This window comes from Sphingomonas sp. LH128 (genome assembly GCF_000293195.2).
GTDB classification, from domain to species: domain Bacteria; phylum Pseudomonadota; class Alphaproteobacteria; order Sphingomonadales; family Sphingomonadaceae; genus Novosphingobium; species Novosphingobium resinovorum_A.
The window spans coordinates 1-18,497 of record NZ_ALVC01000121.1 but is presented as its reverse complement, the minus strand read 5'-3'; the positions used below and the strand labels follow the sequence as shown (position 1 = coordinate 18,497).

Annotated in this window: 15 protein-coding genes and 1 pseudogene; 7 read left to right on the top strand and 9 right to left on the bottom strand. The window is 65.5% G+C overall.

The features are described from left to right. Positions 1 to 2,972: autotransporter outer membrane beta-barrel domain-containing protein (locus LH128_RS10395; RefSeq protein ID WP_008829584.1), on the bottom strand; the 2,972-nt coding region annotated here is incomplete at its 3' end. 56 nt (positions 2,973 to 3,028) lie between these two features. Then, on the bottom strand, positions 3,029 to 3,613 hold the full coding sequence (locus LH128_RS34485) for a dioxygenase family protein (RefSeq protein WP_327195129.1): 585 nt from the start codon (positions 3,611 to 3,613) through the stop codon (positions 3,029 to 3,031). Between the two features lie 73 nt (positions 3,614 to 3,686). Here LH128_RS34485 and LH128_RS34480 point away from each other — a divergent pair, with 73 nt between their 5' ends. Next, on the top strand, positions 3,687 to 3,914 hold the full coding sequence (locus LH128_RS34480) for a hypothetical protein (RefSeq protein ID WP_008829582.1): 228 nt from the start codon (positions 3,687 to 3,689) through the stop codon (positions 3,912 to 3,914). Between the two features lie 208 nt (positions 3,915 to 4,122). Here the strand turns inward: LH128_RS34480 and LH128_RS10380 are convergent, their stop codons facing one another. Further along, complete coding sequence (locus LH128_RS10380; protein WP_008829581.1) at positions 4,123 to 4,884, bottom strand: response regulator; 762 nt, start codon at positions 4,882 to 4,884, stop codon at positions 4,123 to 4,125. Positions 4,885 to 5,597: 713 nt separating this feature from the next. On the opposite strand from LH128_RS10380, the gene LH128_RS10375 reads away from it, so the two are divergent. From LH128_RS10375 to LH128_RS10365, 3 genes are all read left to right on the top strand, one after another. After that, positions 5,598 to 7,643: an ATP-binding protein gene (locus LH128_RS10375; RefSeq protein WP_008829580.1), complete on the top strand. Its 2,046-nt coding sequence runs from the start codon at positions 5,598 to 5,600 to the stop codon at positions 7,641 to 7,643. 16 nt (positions 7,644 to 7,659) lie between these two features. Further along, the gene (locus tag LH128_RS10370; RefSeq protein ID WP_008829579.1) at positions 7,660 to 8,589 is read left to right on the top strand and encodes an autotransporter outer membrane beta-barrel domain-containing protein; all 930 of its coding nucleotides are present in this window, start codon (positions 7,660 to 7,662) and stop codon (positions 8,587 to 8,589) included. 111 nt (positions 8,590 to 8,700) lie between these two features. Then, positions 8,701 to 9,732 carry an NAD-dependent epimerase/dehydratase family protein gene (locus LH128_RS10365; RefSeq protein ID WP_008829578.1) on the top strand — a complete coding sequence of 344 codons (1,032 nt, stop codon included), beginning with the start codon at positions 8,701 to 8,703 and terminating at the stop codon, positions 9,730 to 9,732. Positions 9,733 to 9,773: 41 nt separating this feature from the next. Here the strand turns inward: LH128_RS10365 and LH128_RS33305 are convergent, their stop codons facing one another. The 6 genes from LH128_RS33305 to LH128_RS10340 all read right to left on the bottom strand — a co-directional run bounded on the left by LH128_RS33305 (position 9,774) and on the right by LH128_RS10340 (position 16,125). Further along, positions 9,774 to 9,983, bottom strand: a complete 210-nt coding sequence (locus LH128_RS33305; protein ID WP_008829577.1) for a hypothetical protein — start codon at positions 9,981 to 9,983, stop codon at positions 9,774 to 9,776. A gap of 110 nt (positions 9,984 to 10,093) precedes the next feature. Beyond that, the gene (locus LH128_RS10360) at positions 10,094 to 11,011 is read right to left on the bottom strand and encodes an SDR family NAD(P)-dependent oxidoreductase (protein WP_008829576.1); all 918 of its coding nucleotides are present in this window, start codon (positions 11,009 to 11,011) and stop codon (positions 10,094 to 10,096) included. Between the two features lie 46 nt (positions 11,012 to 11,057). Next, positions 11,058 to 12,272 (bottom strand): CaiB/BaiF CoA transferase family protein, encoded by a 1,215-nt coding sequence (locus LH128_RS10355; protein ID WP_008829575.1) that lies wholly within the window; start codon positions 12,270 to 12,272, stop codon positions 11,058 to 11,060. Beyond that, complete coding sequence (locus LH128_RS10350; protein ID WP_008829574.1) at positions 12,269 to 13,288, bottom strand: alpha/beta hydrolase; 1,020 nt, start codon at positions 13,286 to 13,288, stop codon at positions 12,269 to 12,271. Before LH128_RS10350 ends, LH128_RS10355 begins: the two co-directional genes overlap by 4 nt. A gap of 86 nt (positions 13,289 to 13,374) precedes the next feature. Then, on the bottom strand, positions 13,375 to 14,517 hold the full coding sequence (locus LH128_RS10345) for an FAS1-like dehydratase domain-containing protein (RefSeq protein WP_008829573.1): 1,143 nt from the start codon (positions 14,515 to 14,517) through the stop codon (positions 13,375 to 13,377). A gap of 21 nt (positions 14,518 to 14,538) precedes the next feature. Next, the gene (locus LH128_RS10340; protein ID WP_008829572.1) at positions 14,539 to 16,125 is read right to left on the bottom strand and encodes an acyl-CoA synthetase; all 1,587 of its coding nucleotides are present in this window, start codon (positions 16,123 to 16,125) and stop codon (positions 14,539 to 14,541) included. A gap of 127 nt (positions 16,126 to 16,252) precedes the next feature. Between LH128_RS10340 and LH128_RS10335 the strand changes: the two genes are divergently transcribed. The 3 genes and pseudogenes from LH128_RS10335 to LH128_RS10325 all read left to right on the top strand — a co-directional run. Then, positions 16,253 to 17,020, top strand: a complete 768-nt coding sequence (locus LH128_RS10335) for an IclR family transcriptional regulator (RefSeq protein ID WP_037518900.1) — start codon at positions 16,253 to 16,255, stop codon at positions 17,018 to 17,020. 225 nt (positions 17,021 to 17,245) lie between these two features. Beyond that, a complete protein-coding gene (locus tag LH128_RS10330) occupies positions 17,246 to 17,923 on the top strand; it encodes a hypothetical protein (protein ID WP_327195128.1) in 678 nt (225 codons plus the stop codon). A 303-nt stretch (positions 17,924 to 18,226) separates the two neighbouring features. After that, positions 18,227 to 18,497, top strand: a pseudogene (locus LH128_RS10325) (hypothetical protein); the annotation flags it as partial.

The following is an 18,497-nucleotide window of genomic DNA, read 5'->3' as shown; positions in this document are numbered from 1 at the left end:
CCGCCGTTGAAGTAGGCCGTCGTGCTGCCGAGCTTTCCGGCCAGGACCTCGCGCCGCCCGGCTTCGAGTTGGAAGGTCAGCGGACGCCAGTCGGGCGAGATCGTGCCCAGCGAGTAGGAGGCCGTGACCGTCGGAGTGGCGGTCAGCATCTTGCTGGTGCGGCTCGCGACGGTGAGCGCCATCGCGTCGCTGTCGGCGGTTTCGGCATAGCCGTCTTCCTTGAGCCACATCTGCTCCAGCTCGAGCTTGGGCTTGAGGCTGAAGCGGCGTGACATGTCGAAGCGGTACGAGGCACCGGCCAGGCCCGAGAACAGCCAGCCCTTCCAGCTGCCGTCGGCCGAATACGAGAAGTCGGTATCATCGATCGTGCCGGTATAAGTGCGGGTCGAATCGATCGAGATGCGCGAGGCGCCGACGCGCGCCCAGGCAAGCAGCGGGCCGTTCTGGGTCCGCCAGAACAGGCCAAGGTCATGCTGGCCGACGTCGAGCTTTCCGGTTCCTCCGTTGTTCTTCACCGTGCCCTGCATCCAGGCATAGGAGACGCCGAAATTGCCGAGATCGGTATGGCGTTCGACGCCGCCCGACAGGCCCCAGCCATTGGCCTTGTATCCGGCGGTGCCGGTCGCATCCTTGCTGGCGCGCCAGTAGATCGGCTCGAACCAGCCGCCGATGTCGGAAATGTCGAACAAGGAGGTGTCGTCACTGATATGGCGCGCGGCGAGGCGGTCAGCAGTGGTCACCGCCTTGAAAACGCCGCCGGCGTGGTCGGGCAGCAGGCCGCCGATCTGATCGCGCAAGCTCGCCGAATCCTCGACCTGGAGCAGGCTGTCGGTCATGTCGTCGTCGTTCTGCGCGGTCGCGTAGACCGCATCCCAGGCCGAACCTTGCGACTTCGTGAGGCCCAGTTCCTTCGTGGTCTTGCGCGAAAGGGTCAAGTAGACGTTGTCCTCGTCGCTGGTAACCGCGCCATTGTAGATGAAGGGCGTATCGACCGACGAGTTGAGGGCGCCCTCGATCGTCAGATTGTCCGAGGTGAGTACGGTATAAGTGCCCTCGGCGGTCGCCAGGCTGTTCACCGTGGCCGAAACACTGGCGCCGTCCGCCAGCGTGGCGCTGTCGACCTCGATCGTGGAACTCTCGTCCCCATCGACATAGACACCGATCGTGCCGCCCGAACCGACCGTGAGAGTGCCGAAGTTGACCGTGGTGGCCTTGTCGGGGATCAGGGTGCCGCCGTTGACGGTGACCGCGACATTGTCGGCGTTGGCGAACTGGCCCGAGTAGGTGGCGGTGTCGTTGATGGTGACCGTGCCGGTCTCGCCCGCGAAGTCCATCGTGCCCGTGTAGCTCGATTGGCCTGACAGCGTCGCCGTCGCCAGCCCGCTGCCGAAGTAAACGTCGCCCTCGTAGACCGCTTTGCCTGACAGACCCAGAGTATCGTCGCCCGCGCCGAAGTACGTGTCACCCACGATCTGGCCGGTCGAGGCCGAAAGGCTGTCATTGCCCGATCCCAGCAGGATGTTGCCGCTGATCCCGGCGTAGACCGTGGGATCTTCCTCGTCGTTGTCCTCGACATATTCGGCGCTCGTCTCGGCGTCGTCATCATTGAGGTACTGAATGATGGTGACGCCGGCGGTATTGGCGGAAAGATCAAGCGCGGTGCGGGTGTCGGTGCTCGAACCGCCCGCCGTGATGAAGCCGGTGTTCTCGATCGACGTCAGCGTGCCGGACAGGTCCCGGATCGCGGTCGTCGATCCCTCGCCGCTGGAGGTCAGCGAGGCCGAGATCGTGCCGCTGTTGTAGAGCTTGGTCACGGTGCTGCCCTCGTTGATCAGCAGCGCTGTCGCCGACTGATCGTAGGACGTCGCATTGAGCGTACCCGACACCCCGATGCCGTCGGTCAGGGTCACGTTGCCGCCCTGCCCGCCGATCACCAGGCCATAGGCATCGGTGTTGCTGTAGTAGGAATTGGCGGTCACCGAGCCGTCGATGACGATCGAGTACGTGCCCATGTTCCCGGTGACCGCCCCGACGGTGATGTCGCTGCTGCCACCCACCTGCAGCGCCGGACCATTGCCGTAAGTGGTGATGACGCCGGTGCCCTCTTCACTGTCATCGACACCGTCGCCGTCCTCGTCGTCGTTGTCATCGTCGCGGTCGACGGGAGGGGCAGCGACGTAAATGCCGCCATCGACGTTCCCGGTAATCGAGACGGCCGCCGTGCCGGTCCGCAGCGCCGCGCGGGAGAGCACCTCGGTGGTTCCATTGTCGTCGGTATAGGAATAGCCCTTGGTCACCGCGCCCTGGATCGTGACCGTGCCGCTGACGTCGCCCGCCACATTGAGTGCGCTCGCTCCCGAACCAACGACCGAGACCGAGCCCTCGACAGTCAGGTCGCCGTCGATGCCCTGGGTGGAGATGCCAACCGCGTTGTCGCCGATCACCTTGATCGTGCCGGTGTTGGTGATCGAGCCGGTCCAGTCGCCGTCAAGGACGATCCCGCCGGAGTTCTGGCCCTCGACAGTGATCGCGCCCTCATTGAGGATCGTACCCGCCGCATCGCCGGTCACGTGAACGCCGTAGCGGTTGCCGGCCGAGGCGATGTTGTCGGTGACGATGCCGTCCGAATCGGTGTCATCGACGACGAAGTCCTCCAGCACCGTGATCGTGCCGTCCTCGCCGATATCGAGACTCGAAGTCGTCCCGGCATTGATGGTGATGCCCGAGGCATTGCTGGAGCCGCCCATCGCGAGAGTGCCACCCATGGTCACTGTCGAATTGCTATCGAGCGTGATGGCGCTGCCGCTGGCCAGCGTGATCGTGCCATTCTCACCCACCGTGACATTGCCCGCGCTCGAGGTCGAAAGCGCGCTCGTGGTGTCCTTGGTGATCGAGGTGTCGGCCAGCGACGGGGTGGCGGCGAGAGCGAGCGCCAGCGCGCCGAGGCCGGCGGTATTCTTGAGCGAATGCATGTCAGGTGTCCCGAAAGGATGAATATGCGTGATCTGGGTGAGAGGTCGGTTGCGCCTCAGGTAGCGATGCCGATGACCGCCGTGCCGGTGTACCCGGCGGTCAGGCTGCCGCTCAGGGTCGGCGTCTGCTGGGCGATCTGGGCCGAGGTGTTGTCGCCGAACACATTGTCCGACGAGAGCGAGATCGCGTTGTAATTGGCGATGCTGGCGGTGTAGCGGCTGTCGCCGGTGAACACGGCGGTGTTGTTGGCCGCCGGCATGGCCAGCTGCGAGATGAGCGCCGCCGTGCGTCCGGTGCTGGCCGAAGTCAGCCCGCCGGTGAACACCTCGAAATGGATGTGCGGCCAGCGCCCCGAATAGCAGGCGGGGTAAATGGTAGTGAAGGTGACCTTGCCGTCGCTGTCCGTCACCTGCACCCCGCGCAGATAGCTCTCGGTGGTGACCCCGCTGGAATAGAGCGAGTAGAGGCCGGAGGCGTCGCAGTGCCACACGTAGATCGCAGCCCCCTCAATTGGCGCGCAGCCATTGCTGACATCGACGAGTTGCAGCTCGATCTCGAGTTGCACGCCGCCCGCCGTATTGGTCGAGCCGATGAAGCTGGAACGGATGTCCGAGCGCACCACACCGCTTTGGGTGAGCACGTTCGAGGTCGACCCGCTGGCGGTGTTGGTGCCATCGGCCGGGTAAGGGCCGTTGGTCTCGGTGGGATCGGCGATGCAGCTCGCATCCGAGGTGCCGCCCGAAGTGGACGACGAGGACGTACTCGAGGTCGTGGAACTCGAGGTGGAAGATGACGAGGTCGATGAGGAACTCGTCGATCCCGAATTCGAAGAGCCGGAGGAATCGTCCCCGCCGCATGCGCTCAGCGCCGCTGCGGTTCCCGCACTTGCCATGAAGGCCAGTGCACGGCGCCGGGCGAACATCTCGCGCCCTATCGCCTGAAGATCTTCGGCCAGGCCATGGCCGTGCGGCTCCCCGTGCGAAGCGCCCCGCTCCCGAAATCCCATCGCCGTCCTCCTTCGCGCCCGGCATGATGGCCGAACCTCACAGGCGAGGACTGTGCGCCGGGCGTTGCCCGGGGATTTCAGATGGATTGCACGAGAATTGCGATCAGTTTGCCGTTATCAGGTTGTCGGCGTGAGGCTGCCGGTCAGGCGGCCGGACGATCATCCATGACCGCCGGAACGAACAGGTAGCCTTCATTGCGAACCGTGCGGATGATGTCGCTGCCGCCCTCGCCATCGGAGAGCTTGCGCCGAAGACGCGAGAGCTGGACATCGATGGCACGGTCGTAATGATCCGAATCCTCGCCGCGCGACCAGTCCAGGAGCTGATCGCGGGTAAGCACCCGGCGCGGATGCTCGGCAAAGGCGCGCAGCAACCGGAATTCGCCATCGGACAGTGAAATCAGGGCATTGGTCGGATCGAACAGCAGCCGCAGGCCAAGATCCATGCGCCAGCCCGAAAAATGCAGGCAATCGCCCGAATCGACCTCGACCGCGCGGGCCGGGGCCGCCTCCGCCGGACCGGCGGAAGGCGCGGCTGCGGCCCGGCGGCGCAGCACCGTGCGGATGCGCGCCAACAGTTCGCGCGGGTTGCACGGCTTGGCGAGATAATCGTCCGCGCCCATCTCCAGCCCGACGATCCGGTCGACGTCGCTGCCAACCGCGGACAACATGATCACGGGCGGCGCGTCCGGCCCCATCTGGCGCAGGGCGGTCAGCCCATCCTCGCGCGGCATCATGACGTCGAGCACGATCAGGTCGAAGCTCTCTGCCGCCAGCAGCTTGCGCATCTCCAGCGGATCGGCGGCCGTCGTCGTGTCGTAGCCGTGCTTCGCGAGGAAGTCGCCGATCAGCGAGCGAATGCCCTCGTCGTCGTCGACGATGAGAATACGGGTGTGCAGGTCCATTGCATGCGGTTCTAGGATCATTGTGCGCTGATGAATAGTGCGTGTTCCGGGCGGATTTCAGCCGAGGTTACACGTTGCGACAGCCCTGAAATGTGGCTGCAAAGCGATGAAATCCACCCGCAACTTCCGCCCCCGACAAGCTGCGGCATGGACAGTCAAGCTTGCCGCGATACGTATCGGCCAGCCGTGTTCGCGGATCTTAGTGCGCCCCCCGCGCCCTTTCCCGCGACATGCGGCTCCGCTGCGTTCGAGGCCACCGTCCGGGATCCCACCGCCAAGGGGTCCCGCGGTGCCGGGGCCGTCGACCGAGCGGGTTCTGTAGTCGCACCCGTCCCGTTCGCCGGTGGCCCCGGAACTATTCGAAACGAAATTACTCAAAACGCTCTCCACGCGTCGGATAATTTCTTGATTCGGAGTCCGCAAAACGACACAAGTGCGTGGTACTTGCCGCATCGTCAGGTCGCCGAGCGCCCCAAACGTGCTAGCGGCCGAAAAGTTTCCAGCCGGATCCTCCGTTTTTCACGGAGCACGTCCGGCCCGATCCGGGGTGACCGTTCCCGCAAACCGCTTTGGTGGGCTGCGGGAACGCGGAGCGGGGACAGGAGGGACGTGTCCCTCTCTCCTGTCCCCGCTCCGCATATCGTGTCTCGACTCTATTGCTGCGACAATCCTTCATCTCGAATTCGCGCGCCGCGCATGGCAAAGCAAAAGCCATGACCCTTCCCGAGATCCCCCGCCGACTCGGCATGCCGCTGGCCATGCAGATGGTCGCGATCCTGGTATGCGCATTGCTCGCGGCGCAGGCGGTGACCCTGGCGCTCACGGTCATCCGGCCGCCGCGCCCGGCCGAGCGCTGGAATATGGACGAAGTCGCGGGCGCGCTGGGCGGCGGCCCTGCGCCCGAGCGCCTCGAACGCAAGACCATGAGCGGCCCGCCCGATGTCAGCGGGCAGGGCTGGCTGGTCTCCGAATCATCGCGTGACGCGCTTGCCCAACGCATCGGCCGGCCCGCGAACGATGTCGTGCTGGCCTTCTACACACAGCTGCCGGTCGGCGGCGTCGCCGTGCCCAGTGACGGCCGCTCGCCGCTTGCCGTGAAATCGTCCGCTTCCGGCGGCCTGTCCTCGCTGCTCATCGAGCAGGCGCAGGCGCAGGCCATTCCCGGCGGACCGCCCGCCGGAGGCGCCGCCGGCCCTTCCGGTATGCCCGGCGGCGGGTTCCCCGGTGGCCGCATGCCCGGCGGCAACTTCCCTGGCGGCGGGTTTCCCGGCGGCGCGGGTCCGCGCGTTCCCTCGCAGCCCGGCTCGGGAATGCCGCGCCCGGGCCTGCCCGGAGGCTCTATCGGCGGAGGAACTGGCGGCAGCGGCGCCACACGGCCGGGTGCAGGCGGAGGCGGTGGTCCAGGAAACGGTGCCGGAGACGGCGGCCGGCCCGTCGGCAACCCCGGCGCGATACGCGGACCAGGCCCCCTCGCCCAGCCCGGGCTGACGCCGGGCATCGGCTCGGCTCCGCCCAGCCCCATCATCGCCATCGCCCCGCCCGTCGCCCAGCCGGGCCCGGTCACCGAGCCGGTCGAGGAGACCCAGCCCCTGTCGATGCGCCTTGCCGCCCGGCCAGCTGTCAGCCCCGCCGCCATCACATCGACTGCCGCGCAGGCCGATCAGCCGCAGCCTGCTGCCCGTCCCGCTGTGGCTACCATGCCTGACACCCCGCGCAGCGCACAGGCGGTTCCGGCCCTGCAGCCCATCCCCTTCCGCCGCGTGACGAGTTCGTTGTTCGACCTCGCCTCGCCGCCGTTCATCGAGGGCGACTTCGTCGCGGCATCCCGCCAATCTGACGGCACCTGGCTGGCGGTGGCACCGCGCGCAGAGCCGTTCCCCAATGCCTGGCAAACCCGGGTGATGCTGTGGTTCGCGCTCTCGCTGGCGATCGTCAGCCCGCTCGCCTGGCTGTTCGTACGGCGCATCGTCGTTCCGCTGCGCGATTTCGCGAAGGCCGCCGAGCAGCTCGGCCGCGATCCTTCGGCGACGATCCTGCCGCTATCCGGTCCGGCGGAGATCGGCCGCGCCGCCAACGCCTTCAACCAGATGCGCCACCGTCTGCGCGCCTTCGTGGACGATCGCACCGCAATGGTCGGCGCCATCAGCCACGACTTGCGCACCCCGCTCACCCGGCTGCGCTTCCGCATCGAGGACGTGCCCGACGAGCAGCGCGAGGGCCTTCTGAAAGAAGTGACTGAAATGGAAGCGATGATCAGCCAGGTCATTGCCTTCATTCGTGACGCCTCAACGCCCGGCCCGCGCCAGCGGCTCGACTTCGCTGAGCTGATCGCGGGCAGCGTCGCCGACTGGCAGCTCGTCGGCGCCAAGGTAGAGATCGAGCGCAACGCGCACATCCCGGTCGAGGTCGATCCGGTCGGCATCCGCCGCCTGCTCGGCAATCTGCTGGAGAACGCGGTCAAGTACGGCGACAGCGCCCGCGTGCGCGTCTCGCTGAGCGGCAACGAGGCTGTCGCCGAGATCGTCGATGCCGGACCGGGCATTCCCGAGGATGAGTTCGACCGGGCCTTCGAGCCGTTCTACCGCAGCGATGCGGCGCGCAAGTCGGGCCGCAACGGCAGCGGCCTCGGCCTTGCGGTCTGCCGCTCGATCGCACGGGCGCACGGCGGGGATGTGTCCTTCGCGCATGGGCAGGATGGCTTCGTAGCCCGCGTGAGCGTGCCCGCCGCGTTTGTTTCGACCCTGCGCAAAGCCGCCTGAGCGGAGCGTCGCCACCATGCGCAGGCATTGTTTCGCCCTGGGTGCTACGCTGGCCCTTTCGCTGCCCCTGCAGCCTGCCGCCGCGCAGGATGTGAGCGATGCGCCTGCGGTTGAACAATCGAGCGACGGCGCCGACGCAAGCGCGACGCAAGTGGCTCCGGTACGATGGACGGCGACGGCATCCGGCGGCATCAGCGCGCGCGACGACGGGCCCGACGGCAGCTGGCAATCGCTCAGCCTGACGCGGATTGTTGGCCGCGGCTACGTGCGCGCCAGCACGATGCGCTACCACGGCACCCTGCAACAATCAGACGCCGCGTTACCCTCGGATTATTACGTCGGAACGCTGGGAGCCGGCGGCAACTTCGACAACTGGGTGGTTGACGGATGGGTCAGCTACGGCAGACAGGACTACGGCAGGATCAGCACCTCGCTCGGCAGTCGCGCCAGTACCGGCGCCAAGGGCAGCGACTATTACGCGATCGGGGGCGATTTCGGCAAGGTGCTGCCGCTGGGGTCGCGGTTTTTCCTCACACCGCTTGTCGCCGCCTCGTTCGCCGATGGAAAGCTGCTGCGCCCCGCGCCCGATGGACTGGGCCTGCGCGACCAGGAAACCGACGAGCCGACGTGGTCGGCCAATGCCACGATGCGCGTCGATTATGCATTCGGCAGCACCCGCGAACATTACGCCGGGCTGTCGTTTTCAAGGAACTGGACCAGCAATGGCCTCTCGGCACTGCGGGTTCGCCCTAATCCCGATCCCGACGCGCAACTGCCGTTCCGCCTCGACAGCAAGCACTACGCCGACAGCTGGTTCGAAGCTGGGGCAACCACCAACATGAAGCTGGGGCAAGGCCTCTATCTCGATCTGTTCGCCACGCGCAGCTTCGGGGTCAAGGCCGGGAATGTGACCTCAGCCGGTGCGACATTGCGTCGTTCATTCTAGTATCCGTTCGAAGGCGCAATAACCGGCTGCAGATTAGCGTCTGATCCACTATTTTGCGCTAGCTCCGCCATTGCAATCGGATTGAAACGGACAGACGGCAGAGCGCGCGAGATGATGACAGAACAAATTTCGAAGTCGGCAGGCTCGAGCGTGCTCGTGACCGGCGCGGCCGGCTTTATCGGCGCCGCCGTTGCCGAGGCGCTGATGAGCCGGGGCCAACCCGTCATCGGCATCGACAACCTCAACGACTATTACCCGGTCTCGCTGAAACGGGCACGCCTGGACAAGCTTGCCGCAAACCACGGCAACCTGTTCCATTTTCGCGAACTCGATTTCGCCGACATGGCCCCGCTCACCGAGGCCTTGGCACCGTTCACGTTCGACACCATCGTCCATCTCGGCGCGCAGGCCGGCGTGCGCTATTCGCTGGAGAACCCGCAAGCCTACGTCGCGTCCAACCTGGCCGGCCACGTCAACATGCTGGAAATCGGCCGCGCCCGGCAGGTAGGCCACATGGTCTACGCCAGTTCGAGTTCGGTCTATGGCGGCAATACGAAGCTGCCCTTCGCGGTGGACGATCGCGCCGATCATCCCGTCTCGCTCTACGCGGCCACCAAGAAAGCCGACGAGCTGATGAGCGAGACTTACGCCCATCTCTACCGGCTGCCGCTTACCGGCCTCAGGTTCTTCACCGTCTATGGCCCTTGGGGCCGTCCGGACATGGCGATGTGGAAATTTGCCGAGCGGATTCTCACCGAGCGCCCGATCGATGTATACAACCATGGCGAGATGAGCCGGGATTTCACGTATATCGACGACATCGTTGGAGGCGTTCTCGCCTGCCTCGATCGACCGCCCATCGACGACGGCGCGGAAAAGGCGGGAGGCAGCGTCAAGCCGCACGCGCTCTACAACATCGGCAACAACAAGTCTGAGCACCTGCTGCGCTTAATCGACGTGCTTGAGGACGCTTGTGGCCGCAAGGCGCAGCGCAATCTCCTGCCGATGCAGCCGGGTGATGTGCCCGCCACTTACGCGGACATCACCGCGCTGACGCACGATACAGGGTACATCCCGAGCACCCGGATCGAGATCGGCGTGCCGCGTTTCGTCGATTGGTTCAGGGGTTATACGGGCCTGTAAAAATTATCCTTGCACCGACACAGGGATAGCAAAGCAACGGATCAAAATATCAACGCGGCGCCTATGCCCACCAGCATCCAGAGCGCTGCATTGAAGGCGAGTATCGTCTTCAGATCGAAGGGCGGAACTTCAATGTCGGTATTGTACGTATTGATCATGGCAGACCTGTTGTTCAGCGTCGCATGTGCAACCTCTCCAAATTGGAACCCCTGCAGACCAGTGAGGTTCCTGAGATTCACTCTCGGGTTCATTTCCCGGCTCCATCGCACCGAGCACGCGAACCGGCCACAATGCCGCCGCGATAGCCCAGCCGCTCACGCGCGCCTACGTTCCACCGCCGCTTGCATTGCCGCCCCGCGGTTCAGGCCTCTCCCGCCCGGATCATCGCGAAGCCATGGAGCAGATGATCGAGCTGGCCGTCCGGAACCGGTGGGAACGCCAGTGCCGCGCCGCCTTCCCTGATCGCACCGATCCGGCCCGCGACGTCCTCCAGGCTCCATTCCGGCCTATAGACGCCGGCGTTCTCGGCAACCCGGGCACGCGCCAGACGGCCGCCCATGGCGACGTACATCTCGCCGCTCGCCTCGCATTGCTCATGGCACAGGTAAGCGACCATCGGCGCGACCATTTCGGGCTCCATCGGCGGAAACCTGCTGGTATCAATCCCTTCCGACATGCGCGTTACGGCGGCAGGGACAATGAGGTTGGAGCGTACATTGCAGTGCTGCCCCTCGATCGCGGCCGTATTTGACAGGCCCATGAACGCTGCCTTGCACAGCGAGTAGGTGACGTTGTCGGCCTTGCCATAGAGCCCGTTGATCGAACCGGTGAGGACGATCCGGCCATAGCCTTGTGCCATCATGCGCGGGAAGGCCTCGCGCACAACGTGATAGGCGCCTTTGAGATGTACATCGAGCACCGCGCTGAAATCCTCGTAGGCGAGGCTCGAAAGAGAGCCGCGGCGTACGTTGCCCGCCGAGTGGATCAGGATGTCGATCCGCCCGAAGGCATCCAACGCGGTATCGATGATCGCCTTGCCCCCTTCACGCGTCGCGACGCTGTCGAGGCTGGCCACGGCTTCTCCGCCAGCCGCGCGGATTTCCGCGACGAGCGCCTCCGCAGGCCCTTCCCCGGTGGCGTCGCCTGCCATCGAGACTCCCGTATCGTTGACGACGACCTTGCATCCCCGGCTCGCCAGCAGCAGTGCATGAGCGCGGCCGAGACCCCGGCCACCTACGGTTATCACTGCGACGCGATCGTCGAAACGCAATTCGGCCATGGCCTGTCCTCTCCTCAATTGCGCCAAGCTTACCGGCGCGCTGCCGTCAGGCAACGACTCCGGCACCGCGCAGCATCGCGATCCGCTCGGGCGATAGATCGAGGACGTCGGACAGGATCGCATCGGTGTGCTGGCCCAGCACCGGCGGCGCCTCGGGAACCGGCTGCTCGGCGTCGGTGAACCGGATCGGTCGATTGACGATCGGGATCCGGCCCAGCGCCGCATGCTCGGTCTCGACGACCATGCCGCGCGCCCGGGCCTGGGGCTGCGCCAGCGCCTCGGTCACGCCCAGAATCGGCGCGTGCGGCACCTCGTGCGCGGTGAAGATCGCCCCCAGTTCATCGACGGAGTGGCACGACGTGAAATCCGCGACGATCGCGTTGACCTCCTCGCGGGAGTCGCGGCGCTTTTCCAGCGTGTCATAGCGCGGGTCCTCGGCCAGTTCCTCGCGTCCGATCGCGCGGCAGATGCGTGCCCAGAAGCCGGGCGTCAGGCAGGCAACGACGATCGAGCCTTCGCGAGCCGGGAATATGCCGTAAGGCACGAGGTTGGGATGCTGCGAGCCGACCCGTTGCGGATCGCTGCCGGTGAAGAAGGCGAGCTGCGCGATGTAGCCGAGCATGCCCATCAGGCCGTCCATCAGGCTGACGTCGATATGGCGCCCCAACCCCGTCCGCTCGCGTTCATAAAGAGCGGAGATAATGCCGATCGGGCCGTTGATCCCGCCCACCAGATCGCCCAGCGGAATGCCCAGCTTCGTCGGCAGGCCGCCTGCCTCGCCGTTCATCGACAGCGCGCCGGACATCGCCTGCAGGACGATATCGAAGCTGGGCCGGTCCCGCAGCGGCCCGGTTTGACCATAGCCCGAGATCGAGCAGTAAATCAGGCGCGGATTGATGGCGTGCAGTTCCTCCCACCCGAGCCCGAGCCGCTCCATCACGCCCGGCCGGTAGTTCTCCACCAGCACGTCGCAGCGCATGGCGAGGTCCTTGACCAGGGCCAGGCCCTCCTCGGTCTTGAGATCGACCACGATCGATTTCTTGCCGCGATTGACCGCGAGGTAATAATGGCTCTCGTCCTCGCGCATCGGCGGAAAGGTCCGGGTCTCGTCGCCGGTTCCGGGCGGCTCGATCTTGAACACTTCGGCGCCGAGGTCGGCCAGCGCGAGGCTCGCCGCGGGACCGGCCAGGACACGGGTGAAGTCGATCACCCGCACGCCCGCCAGCGGACCGGGCCAGGAAGGGCCTGCGTCCGCGCTCACGTCAGGTTTTCCCGGAAGAAGCGCACGATCGCCTCTACCGCATCACGCCCCTCGGGCAGATCGAGCTGGTAGTGGTAGCAGTGCCCCATGCCCTCGCCGACGATCAGGCTCGAGCGCACGCCGGCCTTGAGCAGCTGCGAATGCGTGAAGATGGCGGGGCTGAGGTCCATTGCCCGGGTGCCGGTGATGATCAGTGCCGGCGGGAAGTGCGCCAGGATAGCGGGATGCCAGCCCGGCCAGGCGCTCGGATCACGCGCATCGCAGCCCGCGAAGTAACCATGGGTGATGTCCGCGGGCGCGCTTCCGTCGGCCGGAGGCGGCGGAAACGAGGCATCGGTATAACCGGTGACGTAAGCCGATTCCCCGGTGCCGAAGGGAACCCCGCCTGCCCCAAACACCCCGATCGCGCCGACCTGCGGCAGGTCGTGGGCGACAAGCCAGGCAGCGGCCTGCGCGGTGAGCGCCCCGCCTGCCGATCCGCCGTAGATGCCGATGCGGCCCGGGGCATAGTCCTCCAGCAGCGCCCCGTAGACCGCGGCGACATCCTCGACGCCCGCCGGATGGCGATATTCGGGCGCCATGCGATAATTGACGCTGATGACACGGATGCGGCCGAGCGAGGCAATCGGGATGGCCTCGACAAGCGCGACCCCGTCCCAGCCGACGCAGAAGGCGCCGCCGTGAAGGTTGATGAGAACGCGGTGCGGGTCGTGTCCGCCCTCGGCGGGCGTCACGTCGAGCACTTCCACGCCGCCTATCACCGAGCGCACGATGCTGACCGGGAACGCAGCGCGAAGTCGTTCGATCTGCGGCGCCATATAGGCGTTGATCTGCGCGCGCCGGGCCGCGATGTCACCATCCTCCCCGGCGGCGTCGAAGGCAGGCATCTCCGCCCGCAGCCGCTGCATCGCCGCCGCCTGCGCGCTGACGAGATCGGAGACCGGCAGGGTAAAGGCCGGCACCTCGACGCTGCCGTCGGGAAGAAACGCCGGCATCGCGCGCGTCGTGGTATCCATGGCCTCTCCAGTTCCGCCGGCGTTTCGCCTTCGCGGGATGTCCGCCGCCGAGACTAGGCCCGGCGGCGGACAAGATCACCCCTGCATCACGCCTTGGAGGGCAATTCCGCCACGGCGGTGCCGAAGGCCGACAGTTCGCCGCGGTGGGTCGTCGCCTTCTGCGCCACCTCGACGTACTTCCTGCCGTTCTCCTCGAACTTGCGGGTCACTTCGCCGGTGATGACCATCGCGTCGCCGTCCGGGTTGTGGCGGCGGATCTGGCAGCTCGACTTGTGCAGGAAGCCGTCGTCGCCGATCCAGTCGGTCATGTGGTGGGTCAGCCACGAGCAGCGCTCCGGGCCGTAGTCGTAGGCGCCCGGCGCCCCGACCTCGAGCGCGAAGGCTTCGTCCCAGTGCACGCGCTCGGGGCAGTCGGGCACGTTGAAGCGGTTGCGGATGCCGAGGCCCGGGTGCGCCTTCTGCATCTTGTAAGCCAGCTTGTTGGCGCGGATGTAGAGGCCGCCCCAGCCCTGCGCATAGCAGATGAAGCCGGTGACGGTCATCGGGCCCTTCATCATCGGCGGCAGCTTGTCGCCGACATTCACGTCCTCGAAATAGCGGGGCACCGCGCCGCGCTGCTCTTCCTGGTCGTAGATCTCGTAGAACTCGTCGAGCTGTTCCTGGGTGAAGGGCTCCACGCGGCCGCGCGCCTCGGTGTACTTGGTGCCGCGCTCGCGCGCCTCGTCACGGTCGGTGCGGAACACCCAGCTGTCCGCGCCCGCGACGTGGTCGCCGTGCTGGTTGTAGAAGTCGACGTGGTAGATCTGCTGGAACGAGCGGCCCGCGAACTTGGTCTGGTGCTCGACCAGATCCTTCAGGTACGCCTCGACCCTGATGGTGTCGTTGCGCAGCACCGGCTTGTACCAGGTCCAGTCGGCCCCCGCCCACATCGCGTGGACACCCGAGAGACCACCGCAATAGCCCGAGATGATACGGCTGGTGGTGAAGAGAAACGAAGGCAGCGCGACGAGCGAGCCGTACTTGGTCTTCGCGGCGTATTCCGGGTCGCACCACAACGGATTGTCGTCGCCGATGCCGTGAGCATAGTGGCGGATGGCGTCGCGGGTGGCCTCGTAGTTCCATGGCTCGACGGTGTTCTCGATTTTTACGCCGATGCGCTGGCGCAGGTCGTCGAGCCCCTCCTCGGTGATCTTGGGGAACTTGTTCTTCGGTTCTGCTGTGGTGGCCATTTCTCTGCTCTCCTGGATGTCTCAGCCGACCGCTTCGGCGTCTTTCGCGGCTTCACGGTCGCGCAGCATCTTGCGGTGGACCTTGCCTGCGGGGTTCTTGGGAAGCTCGTCGACGAACTCGACGAGACGCGGAAATTCATGCTGGGCGAGGCGTTCGCGGGTGAAGTCCTGAAGCTCGCGCACAAAGGCGTCGTCGGCGGCGCGGTTCGAGACGACGAAGGCCTTCACCACCTGCCCGCGCTGCTCGTCGGGCACGCCGATCACGCCGCATTCGAGGACGTCGTCGTGGCGCAGCATGGTGTTCTCGATCTCGACTGCGCTCATCGTCCAGCCGGCCGAAATGATGACGTCGTCGGCGCGGCCGCAATGGTAGAAATAGCCGTCCGCGTCGGTCTTCGCGCGGTCCTTGGTGGTCATCCAGGTGCCAGCTCGCCACAGCATCAGCTCGCCGATCTCACCGGGATCGCAGACCGAGCCGTCCGGGCGCTGGACTTCCAGCCGCTGCCCCGGCACCGCCTTGCCGAGCGCGCCGGGCTTGACCGGGAAGTCTTCCGCGCCGGGGTAGTTCACCAGCACCACGCCGATCTCGGTGGTGCCGTACATCGAGCAGGCCGGTACCTTGAACCACTGGTCGATCCACTCCAGCGTCGCCGGATCGATCGGCTCTCCGGTGAACGACAGCTTGTCGAAGCGGAACGTGAAGTCCGCCGCCCGGCCGCTGTTCTTCATCATGCGGTAGTGCGTCGCGGCCGCCGACATGTTGGTGATACCAAAGTCGTCCAGTGCTCGCATCAGCCGCACCGGGTCGAAGCGGCCGGCGAACGTCCCCGTCGTCACCCCCAGCGCCAGCGGGGCGAGTGTTCCGTGCCACAGGCCATGCCCCCAAGCCGGGCTCGAGGGACAGAAGAATGCGTCCCCGGGCCGGATGCCGGTGCCGTAGAGCGCGGCGAACATCAGCGTCACCAGCGTGCGGTGCGAGTGCTTCACCGCCTCGGGCAATTCGCGCGTCGTACCGCTGGTGTACTGGAACACGGCCATGTCATTGGCGCGTGTTCTGGGCTCGTAGCTGGTTGGAAGATCCCCAAGCGAGGCGAGAAAAGCCTCGTCCGCCACGATCACCTTTGGCTTGCCGTCTACCGCGACCGAGCGTGCAAGCTCCGCTTTTTCGGCATTCGTGACCAGAATCTCGGGCTCGCAGTCGCCGATGCGCAAACGCAGCGCGTCGGGCCCGAACAGGGTGAACAGCGGAACCGAGATCGCCCCGGTCTGCATCGCCCCGAACAGGCACACGTAGAAGGGGAGCGAGGGCTCGAGCATGAAGGCGATCCGCTCACCGGGCCGCACGCCTCGCGCATCGAGCCAGTGCGCGAACTGCGCCGCGCCCTTCGCAATCTTGTCGAAGCTCAGGACTTCGTCCGCGCCATCGGCATGGGCGATCCGCACCGCGTCGCGCTCCGAACCGTCGGCATGGCGGGTCACGCATTCATGCGCGATGTTGAAGTACTCTCGGTCGCCGTCGAACAACTCCCACAGCGCCGCCGACGATGCATGGGCCTGTGCATCAGCATAGCGCGTGTAGTCGGTCAGCCCTGAAATCATTTTGGCCATCAACCGTCCTGTCCCCTGGCTCATTTCCGCCGGGTCGAATCGCCGCGACGAAGGTTGTCCTTGTGTTCAGCACTGCTGCCACAACGGCCTTGTTTTTGTAAATATTGAATGTTATTCTATATATTGAATGAAAAGCGGTATTGATACAGCTAAGACCAGCAAGGCCCCAGCCATCGCCCGGGCGGCAGCGGTGCTGCGCCTGCTGGGCAAGCATGGTGCGCCTCTCGGCGTTCAGGCGATCGCCCGTGAACTCGGCCTCGTACCCAGCACGTGTCTGTATGTGCTGCGCGCCCTGGTGACAGAGGATCTGGTGGCCTTCGATGCCGACACCAAACGCTATTCTCTCGATGCCGGCGTGCTGACACTGGCTCGTGCCTGGTTGCGCAAGGATCAGTTCAACGACCTTGCCCAGCCCGCTCTGGACCGCATCGCCCGCGAGTTCGGTACGACAGCCATGGGGGTCCAGGTCTTCGGCCTGGACCACATCATCGTCACAGCGATGTCGCAATCGGGCCAGAACTTCCAGCTCTCGACGCAAGTCGGCAGCCGTTTCCCGGCGTTGGTGTCAGCAACCGGACGATGCATCGCCGCTTTCGGAGGGTACCCGCAAAGCGAACTGAAACCGCGATTTGATCAGCTGCGCTGGGACGAGCCACCAAGCTGGGAAGACTGGCTTGCGCAGGTAGACGACGCGCGCGTTTCAGGTGTCGCGGTGGATGCAGGGCACTACCTGTCAGGGGTGACGGTGGTAGCCGCGCCTGTATGGAAGGGGGGCAGACCCAGCCATGCGCTTGTGGCGATAGGGATCGGCGCAGCCTTACGCAACGAACTGCCGCGGCTGAAGGAGGTCCTCAAGGCTGCGGCCAGCGCGCTCAGCGGGCAGATCGCAGCCTAAGCAGCAGCAGCCTAGTCAGCAATTGAGCCAGCCGGCCCGCGTGTTGTCACCGCTGACCTCGCGAATCGGCAGGGATCGGTGGTGACCTTGGCCCTCGACAGATATCGGCTGCCTCCGACTTGCGAAAACGCACAGGGCGCACTCGACCACAAAGGGTTCACGTAAGAAATCACGAAGGGACATCTGTACCTTGACGCCTGGAGCGACAGATGTTCGAACCTGCTCGTGACTGACGATTCCCCCAATTCCGCCGCCAAGTCCCCTCCGCCAATAACCAGGGCAGAGGCCCGCGCGGATGAAGCGGCGGCTATCCGCCGCCGCTGGATTACGCTGGGCGAAGTACTTACGGTGATCGCGGTCACCATCTCCGGCTTGACCTTGTGGAACAGCTGGAGCCAGCGCAGCGAGACTGAAGCCGGAAAGAACGCCGATGCCCGGCGCGCTTCCACCAAGGCGGCGATTCTCACTCTTGTGGCAGCCCGGACGAATGAGGACGAACTGGTCCTGAAGCCCGCATCGCCCGAGCAATCGGTTCAGAGCCAGAGTATCGCCTTTCCCAGCGCACTCGCTCTTGCTGCCGCGGAAACCACGGGAGAACCTAGGATTGAGGCGCGATGGTTTGAAAACGCGCTCAAGAAGGCCCGCAGCCGAGCCAGACTGCCTGACAGCAGCCGCGGTGACGAGAAGCTGCCAGTCCTCGTCACTACCCGTTTCCTGGCTGACGGCAAACTCCGTGAGGAGTTGGCGATCTACGACATCGGTTACAGCATCGCGGGTCGCTGGCTGGGCGGCCACAGCATCACGCTGCGCGGCGTCTCACTGGTGGCCCGCACCCGCAAGTCTGCAGGAAAGAGCCTGCTCGATGCACGCTGGAAAGCGGTTCTGGCACAAGCAGCAATTTGAAACACAGGGATTTTTCCGACCTTGCACTCGTTGCCAGCGCATGAGGTGCCTGCGGCGCGGCGCTGTGGGGGGTATATCCGTTTCTGATGCATGCCTGACAGCTCGCGTAATGAGGCTGCCAATCATCGCGCGTTGGCAGTCCAGTCCTCCCGTCTTGCGACTGTCGCATTCCACCGGCATTGCGAGGACATAAGCACGGGTTGCCGCGCGTGAGGCTCTCGTCTGCGCATATTCGCTGGAAATGCGCGGAGCTTTCGCGTCTGGAGCGCCCGCTCACACCGAGCTTCAGGAGACGGTTTCCCAATGTTGCGCAAACTGGCCCGGCTTTGGGCGTTATTCCTTCTCGTCCTGATCGCCTCGCAGGCCCAGGCGCAGCTGCTGCCGACGCCCAAGGCCGAGGAATCCAAGACGACAGGGACGGACACGGCCACAGCCACTCCGGCACCCGCCGCCGCGCCCCCGACCGATCCGTTAGGGCGCGAGACGCCGCGCGATGCCGTGTCGGGACTGCTCGCGGCGTTGGCAGAGCGGGACTATCCTTTGGCCGCCAACTATTTCGAGGCCCGCTCCAACG